The organism is Brevibacillus ruminantium, from assembly GCF_023746555.1.
In the GTDB taxonomy this organism is placed as follows: Bacteria; Bacillota; Bacilli; order Brevibacillales; family Brevibacillaceae; genus Brevibacillus; species Brevibacillus ruminantium.
Map to the genome: position 1 here is coordinate 1,424,653 of NZ_CP098755.1, position 15,208 is coordinate 1,439,860.

Annotated in this window: 13 protein-coding genes and 3 tRNA genes; 11 read left to right on the top strand and 5 right to left on the bottom strand. The window is 50.6% G+C overall.

The features are described 5' to 3' along the window. Positions 1-112: 112 nt before the first annotated feature. Complete coding sequence (locus NDK47_RS06905; RefSeq protein WP_251874120.1) at positions 113-337, bottom strand: hypothetical protein; 225 nt, start codon at positions 335-337, stop codon at positions 113-115. 131 nt (positions 338-468) lie between these two features. Here NDK47_RS06905 and NDK47_RS06910 point away from each other — a divergent pair, with 131 nt between their 5' ends. From NDK47_RS06910 to NDK47_RS06955, 10 genes are all read left to right on the top strand, one after another. Next, entirely contained in the window at positions 469-960 is a 492-nt protein-coding gene (locus NDK47_RS06910) for an IseA DL-endopeptidase inhibitor family protein (RefSeq protein WP_251874121.1), read from the top strand. 122 nt (positions 961-1,082) lie between these two features. Then, positions 1,083-1,159: transfer RNA gene (locus NDK47_RS06915), tRNA-Arg, on the top strand. Between the two features lie 77 nt (positions 1,160-1,236). Then, positions 1,237-1,313, top strand: a tRNA-Pro gene (locus NDK47_RS06920). Positions 1,314-1,328: 15 nt separating this feature from the next. After that, positions 1,329-1,411 (top strand) — tRNA-Leu (locus tag NDK47_RS06925). Positions 1,412-1,651: 240 nt separating this feature from the next. Next, on the top strand, positions 1,652-2,170 hold the full coding sequence (locus NDK47_RS06930) for a ferritin (protein WP_251874122.1): 519 nt from the start codon (positions 1,652-1,654) through the stop codon (positions 2,168-2,170). Between the two features lie 381 nt (positions 2,171-2,551). Beyond that, a complete protein-coding gene (locus tag NDK47_RS06935; protein WP_251874123.1) occupies positions 2,552-3,565 on the top strand; it encodes a helix-turn-helix transcriptional regulator in 1,014 nt (337 codons plus the stop codon). Positions 3,566-3,702: 137 nt separating this feature from the next. Then, entirely contained in the window at positions 3,703-5,097 is a 1,395-nt protein-coding gene (locus NDK47_RS06940; RefSeq protein WP_251874124.1) for an MATE family efflux transporter, read from the top strand. A 268-nt stretch (positions 5,098-5,365) separates the two neighbouring features. Further along, positions 5,366-5,740 carry an ArsR/SmtB family transcription factor gene (locus NDK47_RS06945; RefSeq protein ID WP_251874125.1) on the top strand — a complete coding sequence of 125 codons (375 nt, stop codon included), beginning with the start codon at positions 5,366-5,368 and terminating at the stop codon, positions 5,738-5,740. A gap of 430 nt (positions 5,741-6,170) precedes the next feature. Then, positions 6,171-8,306 carry a heavy metal translocating P-type ATPase gene (locus NDK47_RS06950; RefSeq protein ID WP_251876039.1) on the top strand — a complete coding sequence of 712 codons (2,136 nt, stop codon included), beginning with the start codon at positions 6,171-6,173 and terminating at the stop codon, positions 8,304-8,306. A gap of 77 nt (positions 8,307-8,383) precedes the next feature. Further along, entirely contained in the window at positions 8,384-8,902 is a 519-nt protein-coding gene (locus tag NDK47_RS06955; protein ID WP_251874126.1) for a type 1 glutamine amidotransferase domain-containing protein, read from the top strand. A gap of 77 nt (positions 8,903-8,979) precedes the next feature. Here NDK47_RS06955 and NDK47_RS06960 read toward each other — a convergent pair whose 3' ends face one another. The 4 genes from NDK47_RS06960 to NDK47_RS06975 are packed head-to-tail and all read right to left on the bottom strand — an operon-like array spanning position 8,980 to position 14,091. Next, a complete protein-coding gene (locus NDK47_RS06960) occupies positions 8,980-10,281 on the bottom strand; it encodes an MBL fold metallo-hydrolase (RefSeq protein ID WP_251874127.1) in 1,302 nt (433 codons plus the stop codon). Position 10,282: 1 nt separating this feature from the next. After that, positions 10,283-11,956, bottom strand: coding sequence for an ABC transporter permease (locus tag NDK47_RS06965; RefSeq protein ID WP_251874128.1), 1,674 nt, complete (start codon positions 11,954-11,956; stop codon positions 10,283-10,285). A 47-nt stretch (positions 11,957-12,003) separates the two neighbouring features. Beyond that, positions 12,004-13,098, bottom strand: a complete 1,095-nt coding sequence (locus NDK47_RS06970; protein WP_251874129.1) for an ABC transporter substrate-binding protein — start codon at positions 13,096-13,098, stop codon at positions 12,004-12,006. A gap of 24 nt (positions 13,099-13,122) precedes the next feature. After that, the gene (locus NDK47_RS06975; RefSeq protein ID WP_251874130.1) at positions 13,123-14,091 is read right to left on the bottom strand and encodes an ABC transporter ATP-binding protein; all 969 of its coding nucleotides are present in this window, start codon (positions 14,089-14,091) and stop codon (positions 13,123-13,125) included. A 190-nt stretch (positions 14,092-14,281) separates the two neighbouring features. Here NDK47_RS06975 and NDK47_RS06980 point away from each other — a divergent pair, with 190 nt between their 5' ends. Then, positions 14,282-15,175, top strand: coding sequence for a LysR family transcriptional regulator (locus tag NDK47_RS06980; RefSeq protein ID WP_251874131.1), 894 nt, complete (start codon positions 14,282-14,284; stop codon positions 15,173-15,175). Positions 15,176-15,208: the final 33 nt, after the last annotated feature.

The following is a 15,208-nucleotide window of genomic DNA, read 5'->3' on the forward strand; positions in this document are numbered from 1 at the left end:
AAAAGATGGAGAGGGAAAGGAAGGAGTGGATAGGAGCAGCAGGAGGATACAGAGTGGGCAGATTTTCCGCATCTGCCCTGTCATCCGTTGTCATTCATTTGTCTTGCGAGGCTTACTTGGCCTTTTCTGGTTGCTGAGACTGGCTTTGAACCGTAGATTGCACCTGTGAAACCATGGTTTGTGCCTGGGTGATTTCTTCGGAAGCCTGTTTCAGTGCTTGCTCTGCCAGTTGCGGGTTGGCAGCGGATTGTTCGATTGCTTGGGTAATCAGAGTTTTGGCGAGAGTCGCGGATACTTCCGCCTTTTTCAGTTGATCTGTGTTGATTTGCGCAGGCATTGTGCCATACCTCCTCTAGCTTTGGTCAATCCCTTTTAGGTTGTCCGTGCGAAAGAAAAACGATGCATCCGGGTAACCTGCCCAAGCCCCTGTAGGGAAAGCCGCATACCCTTTATTAGGAGGTGTTGTGGATGAACCAAGAATGGGTAAGGGTCATTCGTCAGGCTGAGAACGCTTTTTGGACGATCATCTTTTCTGCTCGAAAGCGCATCGGAGATCGAGGGGTGTTGCTGCCCGATCGCTTTCAATCCAGGGCAAAGATCGAACGTTTTCTCAGAAAGCATATGACCGATTGTCTGGCGGATCGGGTGATTCGCAATCTCCAGCTTCGTACCATTCGCGGACGTTTGGCAATACCAGTGGGCGACGGAATTGGAGCGCCGCCGATCCTCAGCGTAAAGCTGCTGTCTCAAGCCAAGGGAACAGTGACGCTCGCTGTCTGGTTCGGTTTTGACAGGGAGGACCGGTTCTTCCGTGTCTACCAACTGCGCCGAAATGTAAAGGGACGCTGGATCATCTATGGCCGTCATCCTCTGGATTATCCGTTCAATCTATACTTTCGCAGACAGTCGTCTGGTTGCTGCAGCTCCTGTAATCGAAGGCCAAAGCGACAGGCAAAATAAAAAGGGTTCAGTGGGGGCTTGTGACCAGTAACAACGGGGGGTGATTCACTTTTTTCTTGCTTTTTTTCATAGAAACCTGTATACTATTGGAGTCGTCAGGATGAGACAATTGCAGATATAATGTGCCCTTAGCTCAGCTGGATAGAGCGTTTGACTACGAATCAAAAGGTCGGGAGTTCGAATCTCTCAGGGCACGCCATTCAACCCTGAAAAAGGTAAAGAAGCTTTTTGTGTACTCCGGGCACTTTTCGGGGGCACACAACAAAAGAGTAGTACCGGGAAGTAGCTCAGCTTGGTAGAGTACTTGGCTTGGGACCAAGGGGTCGCAGGTTCGAATCCTGTCTTCCCGACCATGTAATTTCATAGATGCCGGTATGGCGGAATTGGCAGACGCGCGCGACTCAAAATCGTGAGGGAAACCGTGGGGGTTCAAGTCCCTCTACCGGCACCATAATTAGTCAAAATAAAGTTCTTTGGGTATAAAGCCTAAAGAACTTTTTATATTTAGGGCAGTAAACACGCACTCATTACATAGGAGGAAGTCATTTTACACTGAAGATATACGATGCTCTCCTGACGCTATCAGAATCATGATCGGTTTGAAAATTTCCTTCATGTGCTACAATAGAGGGGTGTTCAACCGGTTTCATAGGTAAACGAGTTGCAGTCTATAAGAAAAGGTGAGGGTAGAATGTTGTCTGATGAACTGTTGCAGAAATTAAATGACCAAATGAATTACGAATTTTATTCTTCCCATGTTTACTTGGCGATGGCAGCGTACTGTTCAGCAGAAAGCTTTGATGGATTTGCCAATTTTTTCATCGTACAAGCGGAAGAAGAAAAGTTTCATGCGATGAAAATTTACCATTTCATCAACCGTCTCGGCAGGCGCGCGCGTATTGACGGCTTAGAAAGCCCTGAGAATGAATATGAATCGCTGCTTGACGCCTTTGAGCAAGCGTATGAGCACGAGAAAACGGTGACGAGGCGGATCTACGATCTTTCCGATGCAGCTTGGAATGAAAGGGAGCACGCGACGATCAATTTTCTCAAGTGGTTCATCGACGAGCAGGTCGAGGAAGAAGCGACCTTCGACAGCATCATCCAGAAGCTAAGACGCATTGATAACGATAGCAATGCATTTTACATGCTTGACGCCGAGCTTGCCAAACGGACGTTTACGCCTCCGGCGAATGAAGGTAACGTGTAATTTGAACACACCCCCACTTTCTTGAAACTAGGTAAGACTTAAAAGTGGGAGTCTTCTCGGCTAAATACGATAAAAAAGGACACTGTTTTCCGCAAATGGAGCGGTAAACGGTGTCCTTTTAATTTTGATTATGATCATTCGAATAGCGAATGGTTTTTTTAGCCTGAATTTCGATTTTCCACAATACTCACTATGCTTCATATTTTTCCTTAAGTAAAAACTTTTGTTCATTTACAATTTTTTTCCGTGAACCTATAATGTACTCACAATGGATGAACGGGTAACTAGATACGGATGAGATAGGTCCGGAACGATATAAATCTATGGTTATACAAATGTCCGGGCCTTCATTCTTTAGACGATGAGGAGGGGAGAACGGAGTTGAAGCTGCAAATGAATACGCATAATTTGGCGTGTCTGTTCGAGGAATTCAACGATATCACGCAGTTATCGAATCAAGAGGAACCATACCATCAAATGTACTCCATTCCGTCAGGGAGCGGGAAGGTTCATTTGCAACGGATTTGCTTGAGAAATGGTATGGAGATCAATTGGTTTGATGGGAAGCTTGATGAACCTGTCACATTCGATATCGGTGTTCAGTATCCTCATCTTGAGATCGCTTATACGCTAGAAGGGCGAGGCTATTGGGAAGTAGCCGGCCAAAGCCGAAGCTACGATTTGTCCCCGGGGGGTTCCACGCTCTTGTTTATGCATGATAAAAAGCTGCATGCTGAGCTGGCTCCTGCCAAGCAAATGTTACAGATGGAACTTCGCATCGATATACGGTATTTGAGGGAGCTGCAGCCCGAACTTGCCCGTCTGTCGAGCGAACCTTTTATATGTAGACAAACGGCCGGTTCTCCTCAGATTTCTTTCATCGTAGAACAAATGATCCATTGTCCGTATTCGGGCACTCTCAAGAAGCTTTATTTGGAAGGGAAAGCGTTTGAACTGCTGGCCTATCACTTGAACGGGGCAATGCAGGGAGAAGAACAGGTTCGAGCGGCTTCCAGACTGAAAGCTGATGATATCCGCAGCCTTCACCAAGCCAAAGAGATTCTGTCCCATATGTGGAAGGAGCCCCCCAGTTTGCTTGAACTGGCTAGATTGGTCGGCCTTAATGATTACAAGCTCAAATTCGGATTCAAGCATTTGTTCGGGACGACCGTTTTCGGATATGTGCGCGGATTACGAATGAATGAAGCGCGAAAAATACTGGAGCAAGGGATAGGAAACGTAAGCGAAGCGGCCCTCATGGTTGGGTATCACAATTTAAGCCACTTCTCCACGCTGTTTCGTAAAACTTATGGCTACAATCCCAGTGAAATTGGCAAAACCGCGAATTTCACCACTGATCAAGAGCGCCATTCAAAAGAATCCGTTTCACGTTAAGGATAATCCGTTCGCAGGCGGCGAAGCATCCGCATTTCGTCAATAATGAATATCAATAACTCTTTACAGCAACAGCCGATTCAGAAAAGCGGCTGAGAATGTCAGGTATATACGCTGAGAGAGGAAAGGGTGTTCATATGACAAATGTTCAAACAGGAAATGATAAAGAAAGACAAAAGCATCTGATATTGAACGAAAATCTTTGGAAAGTCATGTATCAATTATCTTGGCCTGCTATCATTGCTATGGTTCTGTACGGATTAAACGCTGTCATCTCTGCCTTTTTTGTAGGCCGCTACATAGGTGAAACCGCCTTGGCGGGAGTTTCCGTAGCGTATCCCTTAACTCAGTTCAGTATCGGTATTGGCTCTCTGATCGGAGTTGGTGCAGGATCTGTATTAAGCATTGCGATAGGCCGTCAGGACAAATACACACAGGAACGATTATTAGGACATGTCAACTCGCTTACCCTGATTGCAACTGTGGTTTATATGGTGCCGGGATTGCTGTTCTCCACTCAACTCATCAAGATGATGGGAGGAGAAGGAGAAGGAGAAGGAGAAGCGTTACTTCTGGGAGACCGTTATTTCCGAATTACAGTGATTGGCTCATTTTTCTGGATTTATGGACTGGCAGCCAACATGATCGTGAGAGCCGAAGGAAAAATGAAATCAGCAGCCGTTGTGATGGGAATCGGTCTGGCGGCTGACATCTTGTTCAACTATATTCTGGTCGTAGCGCTTGATAAGGGAGTAGAAGGAGCTGCATGGGCAACGAATATCGGCATGTTTGTCTACACGCTTCTGGGATGGATTTACTTTGGCAAAGGATTTTCTTCCTTCAAAACAAGAGTTTTTTCCATTTACAAGGATGCACCTACTGTAAAATCTATCATTGGACTGGGAATGTCTTCGCTGATCATGAATGTTATGAACCTGGTGCAAGCGGTTGTCGTCTTCAACGCGCTTTCCAGATACGGTACGGTACTTGATATCGCTTTTTATGGTGTCGTCTACCGCGTTTTCACCTTTTTGCTTACTCCGATCTTCGGCTTAATGCGCGCACTTCAGCCAGTTATCGGCATAAACTACGGTGCCGGGCAATATGAGCGTGTCATAAGCGCTTACCGGATTTTCACTGTTGCCTCTATGCTCTTAACTCTGCCTTTTTGGCTTGTTTCCATGGCCGCTCCCGAATCTGTTTTGGGATTCATGCTGCCTGATCAAGCATTGACGGGAACGCATACGATGTATTTCCGAATTCACATGGCAATTTTACCGCTGTTGTCCATGATTTTTATGGCCATGACGTTTTACCCTTCCATTGATAAAGGAAAGCCGGCAGCCATCATCGGGATTACCAGACAACTTATTTTCTATGTACCAGTCATGTTGATTCTGCCGAGCGTGATCGGAGTATCCGGTATCTATTGGGGATCACTGGTAATCGATGCAATCATCGTGTTTTGGACTGCGGTCCTGGTGAAAAAAGAATTTGCCATGCTCAGAGCGATACAAATTTCTGTTTCTTGACTAATTTTCAGCCGATGTTAAAATAACAAATGGGACTAAAACCGTGGGGGTTCATCCCTTTTTATTAACCCCCGTACATATCTTTGCAAGGTGGGAAACAGTGACCATGATCCTGTTTCTCACTTTTTTATTGACGAAAACCAAAGCGCAAGATTGCAACTCCCCATAAGCAGCGTATATTGATCTTACGGTCGACGCTTTTGGACGACTTCAGTCATGAATTTTGTTATACTGGCGGTAGAGTGTTATTGATGAGGGTGGTGTCTGGATGAATTCGAACAACGAGATTCAGGAAACATGCGATGAAACCTGCCAGGGGTCGGAAGCTTCGGAAGCGGCACGACTCGAGGATAAAATGATAGATGAGCATACAGCCGTTGATTTGGCGGACCTCTTCCGGGCGCTGGGTGACCCGACACGGGTAAAAATCATTTACGCCTTGCTGCAACAGGAATTATGCGTCCACGATATTTCTACGGTATTGGGGATGGGACAGTCTGCTGTCTCCCATCAACTTCGGTATCTGCGCAATCTGCGAATTGTAAAGCGGCGCAAAGCAGGAAAAACGGTCTTTTATTCCCTGGATGATGGACATATTGAGCAAATCTTTGTCCAGACTCTCCAGCATTTGAAGCATGAATAAGCATACGAAATCCTTCGATGAAAACTCGGCGAACGCCGGGTTTTTTGTTTTGCGCTGGCGCATCCAGCTTTTGGCACAGGCGCATCCAGCTTTTTGAAACAGGGAAAGCTATGGTTTTGAATGGGATACAGGAATGGTAGGAACTTTTTCCAAGAATTTTTGGAAAAGAGTGTTGACATTTGGGAGTGAGGAAAAATATGATAGGGGTAAGAATTCAAATATGAACAATTAATCATATATTGGGGTGTTGGAGATGTCCAAGAAGCTCGGTTGTTGTGAACCAACGAACCAAACTGAAATTGCGCTGGAAGCGTCCGATCATAGGGAAACCCATCAGACAGCAAAGCATGGTGCCTGCTGCGGCGCAGACCACCACGAGCATGGGGGTCATTCGCATTCTGTGCACGATGAGGAAGTCAGCCATGCCGACATGCTGCTAGGAAAAGGCGAGGGTGAGCTTACAGTCTTTCGCATCGGTGGCATGGACTGCGCTGACTGTGCCCGAGGTTTGGAGAAAAAGGTAGGAGCGATTGGCTCGGTCTACCAGGTCAGCGTCAATTTTGGTGCGGCTAAAATGTCCGTACACCATGACGGCAGCGCAGCAGATACGATTGTGCGGACGGTCAGGCAGGCCGGCTATGAAGCCGTTCTGGAAAAGGACCGAAAGCAGTTGGAAAACCAGAGCTTTTGGCTGAAAAACAAAAAAGCCTGGTCAACACTCATTTCGGGAGCGATTTTCCTGTTGGCGTGGGCGCTCGATCTGTTTGCCGGAACCTCGGAAAGTGTTCTGGTCTGGTTTTACGCAGCGGCCATCCTGGTCGGCGGTTTCCGGATTGCCAAAAGCGGGATCTACGGCTTGAAATCAAAGACGCTGGGTATTGATTTTCTGATGACGATTGCCGTTATCGGGGCAGCGGTGATCGGCCAGTGGGAAGAAGGTGCAGCCGTTGTTTTCCTGTTTTCCCTTGGAGAAACCCTGGAGGCCTATACGATGGAGCGGACGCGCAACTCTCTGCGCAGCCTGATGAAGCTCGCTCCTGATGAAGCACTGGTGATCAGAGACGGTCAAGAAATCAGAGTTCCGGTTGAAGAAATTACGGTTGGTGAGATCATCCTGGTCAAACCGGGCGAGAAAATAGCTATGGACGGCAGGGTTATCGAAGGATTTTCCACTGTCAATCAGGCGCCCATTACCGGTGAGTCGGTTCCCGTGGAAAAGAATGTGGATGACGATGTGTACGCAGGAACAATCAACGAGCAGGGCGCTTTGAAAATCAGGGTGACCAAGCGTTTTGAAGAGAATACGCTGTCCAAGATTGTTCACCTGGTAGAAGAAGCCCAGGCACAAAAAGCGCCTTCGCAGCGCTTCGTAGACGTCTTTTCTCAGTACTATACGCCTGCTGTGATCGTCATCGCGGCTTTGATCGCCATTGTCCCTCCGCTGCTTTTGCAGCAACCGTGGGATCTGTGGTTTTACCGGGCACTGATGATGCTCGTGGTCGCTTGCCCGTGCGCTCTCGTCATTTCGACGCCTGTGTCCATTGTCTCCGCGATTGGCAACGCGGCCAAACACGGCATTCTGATCAAAGGCGGCGTCCATCTCGAACGGCTGGGTGCGATCGATCATATCGCCTTTGATAAAACAGGGACGCTTACGGTGGGGACGCCGGAGGTCGTGTCGGTGGCGACGCTGGATGGCCATACGGAAGAGGACGTGATGACAATCGCGGCTTCGCTGGAAGCGATGTCCGAGCACCCGCTTGCAGCCGCAATCCTGCGCTATGCCAAAAAGCTGGGGGTCAGCCCGAAAGCCACCTCGGAATTTACGTCCGTAACGGGACGCGGTGTGCAAGCCAGTGTAGATGGCCGCACGTATTACCTCGGCAATCCCCGCTGGTTCAAAAATGAGCATCAATTCTCGCTGGGCGCCATCGAGTCCCTGATTGAAGAGCGGCAGCAAAAGGGAGAGACATTGATGCTGCTTGGTACGGGACAAAAGGTCATCGCCCTTATCGGTTTGGCCGACCAATTGCGTCCGGAAAGCGCCGGAGTCGTGAAAAAACTGCGAGACATCGGGGTTAAGCAGGTCGCCATGCTTACGGGGGACAACAAAGGCACCGCTCAAGCAGTGGCGCAGCGGATCGGACTGACGGATTACCGGGCGGAGCTGCTTCCGGCAGATAAGCTCTCAGCGATCCAAGATTGGCAATCCAGCTCCAAGGGTGTAGCGATGGTCGGTGACGGAATCAATGATGCCCCTGCGCTTGCTGCTGCGACAGTGGGAATTGCGATGGGGGGAGCTGGCTCTGATACCGCCATGGAAACAGCGGATCTTACGCTGATGGCCGATGACCTGACAAAGCTGCCTTACGCGATCGGGTTAAGCCGGCGAACGCTTCGCATCATCAAGCAAAACATTGCCTTCTCGCTTTTGGTCAAGGTTGTCTTTCTGCTGATGATCCTGTTTGGCTACTCGACGCTGTGGATGGCTGTGCTTGCTGATACGGGCAGTTCTTTGATCGTCATTGCCAACGGGATGAGGCTGCTGCGGTCGAAAGAGGAGTAACGGGATGCCGCTGCTCGTCCAACCTGCTACAATAGAGGGGAGAAATGTCCCAAGAGGGGAGCAGGGAGGCTGAATCGATGAGACTGAAAGGGAAGCAGGTCGTCTGCTTTGTAGAGAGTGAATTTGAGGATTTGGAGCTGTGGTATCCGGTCCTGCGGCTGCGGGAAGAGGGAGCGGTGGTCCATCTGGTCGGTCCCAAAGCGGAAACGTATATCGGCAAGTACGGCGTGCCTTGTGCGGCCGATAAAGCGATGGCAGATGTCAATCCGGCCGACTATGACGGCGTGCTGGTACCGGGCGGCTGGGCACCGGATAAACTGCGCCGCTATCCGGAGGTTCTCTCTTTTGTGCAGGCCATGCACGAAGCGAAGAAGCCGATTGGCCATATCTGCCATGCCGGTTGGGTGCTGGCTTCGGCGAAAATTCTCAAAGGCGTGACGACGACCTCCACGCCGGGTATCAAAGATGATATGGAAAACGCGGGCGCGATCTGGGTAGACCAGGAAGTGGTCGTGGACGGTCATATTGTCGGCTCCCGCAGACCGCCAGATTTGCCGGCTTATGCCAAGGCTTTTGCGGATTTGCTTGCGGAATAGATAATAAAAAGCCAACCCTTTGTTCAGGCAGCTATTGCTTGGAACAGGGTTGGCTTTTTTATGGTCATCACTTCTACTCATTCAAATGACAGCGACTCGCCGGGGGAAAGGGAGTTCAGCCCGCGAAATCCCTCCCTAAAAAGCGCCTCGGCCAGACGGTCTGTGGCTGGTTTGCCAGCGTGCACAAGCAGCGTCTGTCTGCTCGGAACCGCTTGGAGCATTTTCCGAACATCGCCCGCTCCTTGGTGGACCTTGTAGCGAATAAAACGGACATCGCAAGCATGATCGGAAGGGACGGCTTTTTCCAAAAGCTGCCGCCCCAGACTCTCGGCGGCCAGGTGACCGGTCAAGATGATCGTATTTTGCGTCTGGCCGCGCAGCTGCTCATAGTACCAGCCTGCCCGCTCTGACTCCATCATGCCGTCACCTGTGAGGATGATGCACGATTTTGCTTGGGCCAGCTCTTTTTCCCGCTCAGCGGAACTCCTGATCACGCGCATATTGGGAGCGTTCAGGGCAAGGCGAATGCGTTCATCTGCTCCCGGATGGAGCCAGTCCGTTCTCTCCAGCAGTTGCTCCAGGCCATCCCGAATATCGCTTTCTACCAGCAGGCGCACCTGCGGAAACGTCTCGCTTGCCCAGACTAACAAATCTTGACTTCTGCCCCGCACGGGTACGGGCAAGAGTACCTTTCCTCCCCGCTCGATAGCAGTCGTGATCTGCTGCGAGAGCTCAGCCAGTTTATCTGCCTGGGACTGGTCATCCATGCCATAAGCAGCATCGACAATCGATAGGCCGATCGGTTCCTGCTCCCAGATGTGCAGGTTGTCTCCCGGCCAATCAAAACGAAGCAATTCAGACTCCCCGGTAAAATCGCCAGAGAAAAAGACGCTGCTTCCCTCGATGGCAAGCAGCATCCAGACGGAGCCGAGCATATGTCCTGTACGTCCCCAGCAGATGCGCAGGCTCGGTGAAATCGAAAGCCATTCACCTGCCATCACGGCCTCGTCCAGATAGGCAAATCGCACAGCGCGGATATCCTCTTCCCGATAGGGAGGCTCAGCCGAATGTCTTGCTGCGTAGCGTCGCCATGCAGCGTAGTATCCAGGAAGCTGATCGGCCGTTGCCTTTGTCGTCCAGACGACGCCCTCGTAGCCGAATTTATACAAAAGCGGAATTGCCATGGAATGATCTTCATGTGCATGGGATAAAAAAACAGCGTCAAGCTGTGCAACCTCATGAGGTACGAGCAACGGGTAAACGCCGCCCGCTTCTTTCTTTCCCCCACAATCGAGCAGTATTCGCGTATCGTCCTTTTGAATTACATAGCTGGAGCGGCCATGTTCACCAGCGCCGCCCCATACAGTCATTTGTCTCATTTTACACATTCCACTTTCTCTTCGAGCTGATGATATGCAGAGAGAGCAGCAGCACGGTCGTCAGTCCCACTGAAATCACGGCCATCGCCATGCCGAGAGCTACCTCTCCTTGTTCGAACTGGGCAAAAATATACGTCGCAGACGTCTCCATGGAAGGGGGAAGAATCAGCAACGACGCCACTAATTCGCGTATCGAAATGGTAAACGTCATCATCCAGCCGGCTAGCATGCCAGGGATGACCAGCGGCAGCAGGAGCCGCCGCAAAATATAGAAGGAGCCGGCTCCAAAAACACGTCCCGCCTGAAAGAGTGACGGATCAATCTGGCTGAAATTCGCCTTGACGTACTGCACCGTATAGGGGAGAAAGAACACGACGTACGTCAGGACGACCATGCCGTACGTATTGTACAGCTTGAGCGGCATCCACGGAGAATTCCAGAAGATGATCAATCCCAGTACAATCACGATACCTGGCACTGTATTTGGCAAAAGCGCAAAAAGGTCAGTGAACCGTTGGGACAAGCGCTGTGACCGCTGAATCATCAAAGCGAAATAGGTGCCCAGTATGACGGCAATCGTAGCCGCTACCAGGGACAAGCTCAGGCTGTTCAGAAGTGCATGGAGTCCTTTGGAGCCGGGACTCAGCAACTGAACATAGGCTTGAATCGTGAAATTTCCCCACGTCAGCCCTTCCCCGCGCAGCTTCATCAGGGAAGCACTGATGACAGAAAAGTACGGCACACCAATGGACAAACCGAGCAGCACAGCAAGATACGTCCATGTGAGCCAGCTTCTCCAGCCCTTCAACTGATAAACCTTGATCCGCGAGCCTTTGCCTCCGACAAGCGGGTAGGTAAATTTTCGCGTGACCCATGAATGCATGTACCAAAGCAGCAAGCAGGTAGAGAGCAGGATGGATGCCAGTGCTGTCGCTTTGCCAAAATCAATGGGCCAACTGGAGATGTATTTGTGAATTTCCGAAGTCAGGACGTAATATCCGATCAGCCTGCCAAAGGTAGCAGGTGTTCCAAACTCGGCGATCGTTTTGACGAAGATCAAAAGAGCGCCCATCGCATAGCTGGATAAAAGCAGAGTCAGCACAATGCGGCGAAAGCGATACGCAAAGGACCCGCCATGCAGCGCGGCCGCCTCTTCTCGGCTGCCTCCGATCTGTTGCAAAGCATTGCGAAGGATCAGGTACAAAAACGGGAAGAGGTGGAGGCTCATAATCACCACCATCCCAAAAACACTGAAAAATTTCGGTGTCCACGCAGATGTCCATGGCAATAACTGCTCCAGATACCCGTTATGCTGCATAAACAAAATCCAGCCCATGGAGCCGATGTACGGCGGGGTCATGAACGGAATCAGCAGGATCACGTCTACCCATTGGTGCTTCACGAAATTCGTTTTCGCGAAAATCCACGCCACGGGCAGGGCCAGCAGTGTCGAACCTGCGACAACCAACAGGCCAAGCCAGATGGAGTGCAGCAAAACCTCGCCTAGCTCACTGTCCAGAATCAGCCGAAGCGGAGATAAAAGATCCAGCGCTCCCTCCGGGTATACACTTGTTTGAAAGATAAAAAGAAGGGGGATGACCACAAGGATCAAGAGCAGGGCAATTGCCAGGGCCATCCCAAGAGAGAAAAGCTTGCTCGCACGCAAAGATTGCATATCCTTCACCGTTTTTCTGTTTAGTAAACACTTTGTAGCGGATGATTTTATTTAAACACTTGAGTAAATTTCTTTGTTACGTCGTCACCATTTTCATCCATCCAGGTCCAATCGATTTTCAACACCGGGATCTCAGCTGCACCTGGGCGATCTTTCGCCGCCACATCTGTGCGTCCTGGCAGCAAGTACGTTTCTGCAACCATTTTCTGCGCTTCATCAGATAGTAGGTAATCGATGAAAGCTTTGGCGTTCTCGACATTTTGGCTCGTTTTCACAATAGCTGCAGGTCGGGGGCTGATTACCGTACCGCTCTTTGGATAGATCAAGTCGATCGGCTCGCCCTTTTCCTTCGCAGCGTACGTCATGTAATCGACAGCAGCGACGACGGCACTCTTCGAGCCTGTAATCACCGGGTCGAGCGCAGCTTGGTTGGCTCCGGCCTGTGCCACGCCGTTCTTTTTGTACGCCTCAAACAGCTCCCATCCGCTTTCGCCATGGGCGCTCAGATAACCGGTTACGAGATCAAGCGCAGAGCCGGATTGTGCCGGGTCTGGAATGTTCACCTTGTCCTTCCATTCGGGGCTGGCGATGTCTGCCCAGTCTTCCGGCGGCGTTGTCACCAGCTTTGTATTGTAAGCAATCCCCAGAGCGGAGGCAGAGTAGCCAAAGAAGTGCCCCTCTTGGTCGGACCATTCGGGAATCAGCTTGTCCGCATTTTTCGCTTCTTTATATTCCAGTGTGAGTCCGCTTTTCTTCAGGCCTTGTGCAGAAGGCAGGGAGGCAAGTACTACTACATCGACCACCGGATTTGCTTTTTCTGCTTCCATACGGGATAAGATTTTTCCCGTCGTGCCTTGAAACATTTCCACCTGTACGCCCGTTTTCTCTTCGAATCCTTTTTGAATCGACTCCGCCAATCCTTTTGGTCCTGCGCTGTAAACGACTACTTTACCGCTCAGCTTCTTCTCTTCAGTCCCTGCTGCTGGAGTGGAAGAGGATTCTGGGGCAGATGACGCTGCTTGTTTCTCTTGGGGAGTGCTTGCTGTTGGCTGAGAGCTGGTGCCGCAAGCGGTGACGCCAAATCCAACCATCGCTGTCAGTAAAACCAGTACGCTTTTTTTCAAACCATGCCTTTTGCTCATTTTGTACATCCTCCTCTTTTTTCCCTAAATCGATGTAATGTTGTGTATATGCAGGGGAGAGACGAACATATGGATCGACTCGCCTGCTGGCAGACGCTTGTCGTGATAGGCTGTCCATGAACCAAGACGGCCCATGTCCAAGTGAATCTCATACCGATCGCCCATGTAGCTGACGCTGCGGATGACGCCCTCGTATGTAAGATCGCCTTCCTCGCCGTACCATCTGATATGCTCGGGCCGAATCACCAGCTTGTCCTCCTTAAGCCAGTTGGATTTCCCAATAAAGCTGGCAACAAAGGGATGCTTTGGCTTCCCGTAAATCTGTTCGGGCGTACCTGCCTGCAAGACCTGTCCACGGTTCATGACGACGATCTCGTCGGACATCGACATGGCTTCTGTCTGGTCATGGGTAACGTAGAGAGCGGTGAGGCCGATGTCGCGCACGAGACTCATCAGCTCGAACCGCATTTCATCCCGCAGCATTGCGTCAAGTGCGCTCAGTGGCTCGTCAAACAGGACGAGCGGCGGTTTCATGACAACCGCCCGGGCAAACGCAACCCGCTGTTGCTGTCCCCCTGAGAGCTGATGGGGAAAACGCTTTTCCATCCCCTGCAGCCGCACCCGCTCGATCGCTTCGTTTACCAGTCGGTCCACCTCTTTCTTTTGGCCGGTTGCGCGAAGCCCAAAAGCGATGTTCTCAAAGACAGTCAGATGCGGCCAAAGAGCGAAGTCCTGAAAGACCATGCCGAAATTGCGTTTATGCACGGGTTTTTCAATGGCCAGAGGCCGTGAAAACAATACCTCGTCTCCCAGCCGGATTTCCCCCTGATCCGGTGTCTCCAGCCCCGCAATCATGCGGAGCAGCGTCGTCTTGCCGCAGCCGGATGGCCCCAGCAGCGTCGTGAACCGGCTTTGCCGAATCCGTAAACTTGTTGGATGTAGAGCTTGAACCTCATCAAATGATTTGGCTAATCCATCCAGGATGACATCCATGTGCGAGACCTTCTTCCCTTTCGTAAGATAGTTTCAGTCTATCGACCCAATGCTAATGTTTTGTTAGGTTCCGATTAATCTTCTATTAAGATATTGAATACAAACTATACATCGTCATAGATTTTATCTATACTACTGACAGCAAAATGGCCACGCAGGGAATCGATGAAACGGTGGAGGGAATGATCGCATGAACATCAGTCTGTTGAAAATGCAAATCGTAGAGCTGATCGGTCGGCACAAAAAGATCACGGCTGTCGCAGACCGGCTGGGTCTCAAACAGCCAACCGTAACCTTTCATATGAAAAGCCTGGAGCGGGAGCTTGGCGTACAGCTCTTTGAAGCGCGTTCGGGGAAAATGTATTTGACAGAAGCAGGCGAGGCCCTCTGTCATTATGCCGTGAAAATCAACGCGCTCGCCTCAGAAGCAGAACGGGTCGTCCAGGAGTTTCAGAGTCTCAAAAAAGGGCAGCTCAAAATCGGCGCCAGCTACGTGCCGGGTACGTACATCCTGCCCGGCATCATCAGCAGCTTTTCAGCTTCGTTTCCCAATCTATCCATCTCTTTGTCCGTCAAGACGGCGCCCGTCATCAAGGACATGCTGATCAATCATGAAATTGATCTGGGGGTGTTTTCTTCCGAGCCTTTTCACATGGAGGCGCTCGTTGCAGAGACACTGTGCGAGGATGAGATGGTCGTGATCTTCTCTCCCTCCCACCCGTTTGCCCGACAAAAGGAGCTTACGGCGAACATGCTGGCCGAGGTGCCCTTTCTCTTCCACAGTCCGGAATCAAGCACGCGAGCAATCACGCTCCAGTGGGCACAAGCCAATGGGGTGGAGCTGATGCCGCGGATGGAGCTGGATTCTCTGGAGGCAATCAAACAGATGGCCATGCTGGGAGAGGGCGTATCATTTCTCTCCCGGTTGGCCGTGGAGCGTGAAGCAGCGAGGGGAGAGCTTGTGTACAGAGCAATTCCGCAGAACCATTTGAAACGGTATTTTTCATACGCTTATAATGAAAACCGCCGACAGTCAATCGTGTTGGAAACCTTTTTGGAAAGGCTGAGGGCTGGGCTGTCATAAGCGAGGGATTTTCCCATTTGCGCGGAATCGAGC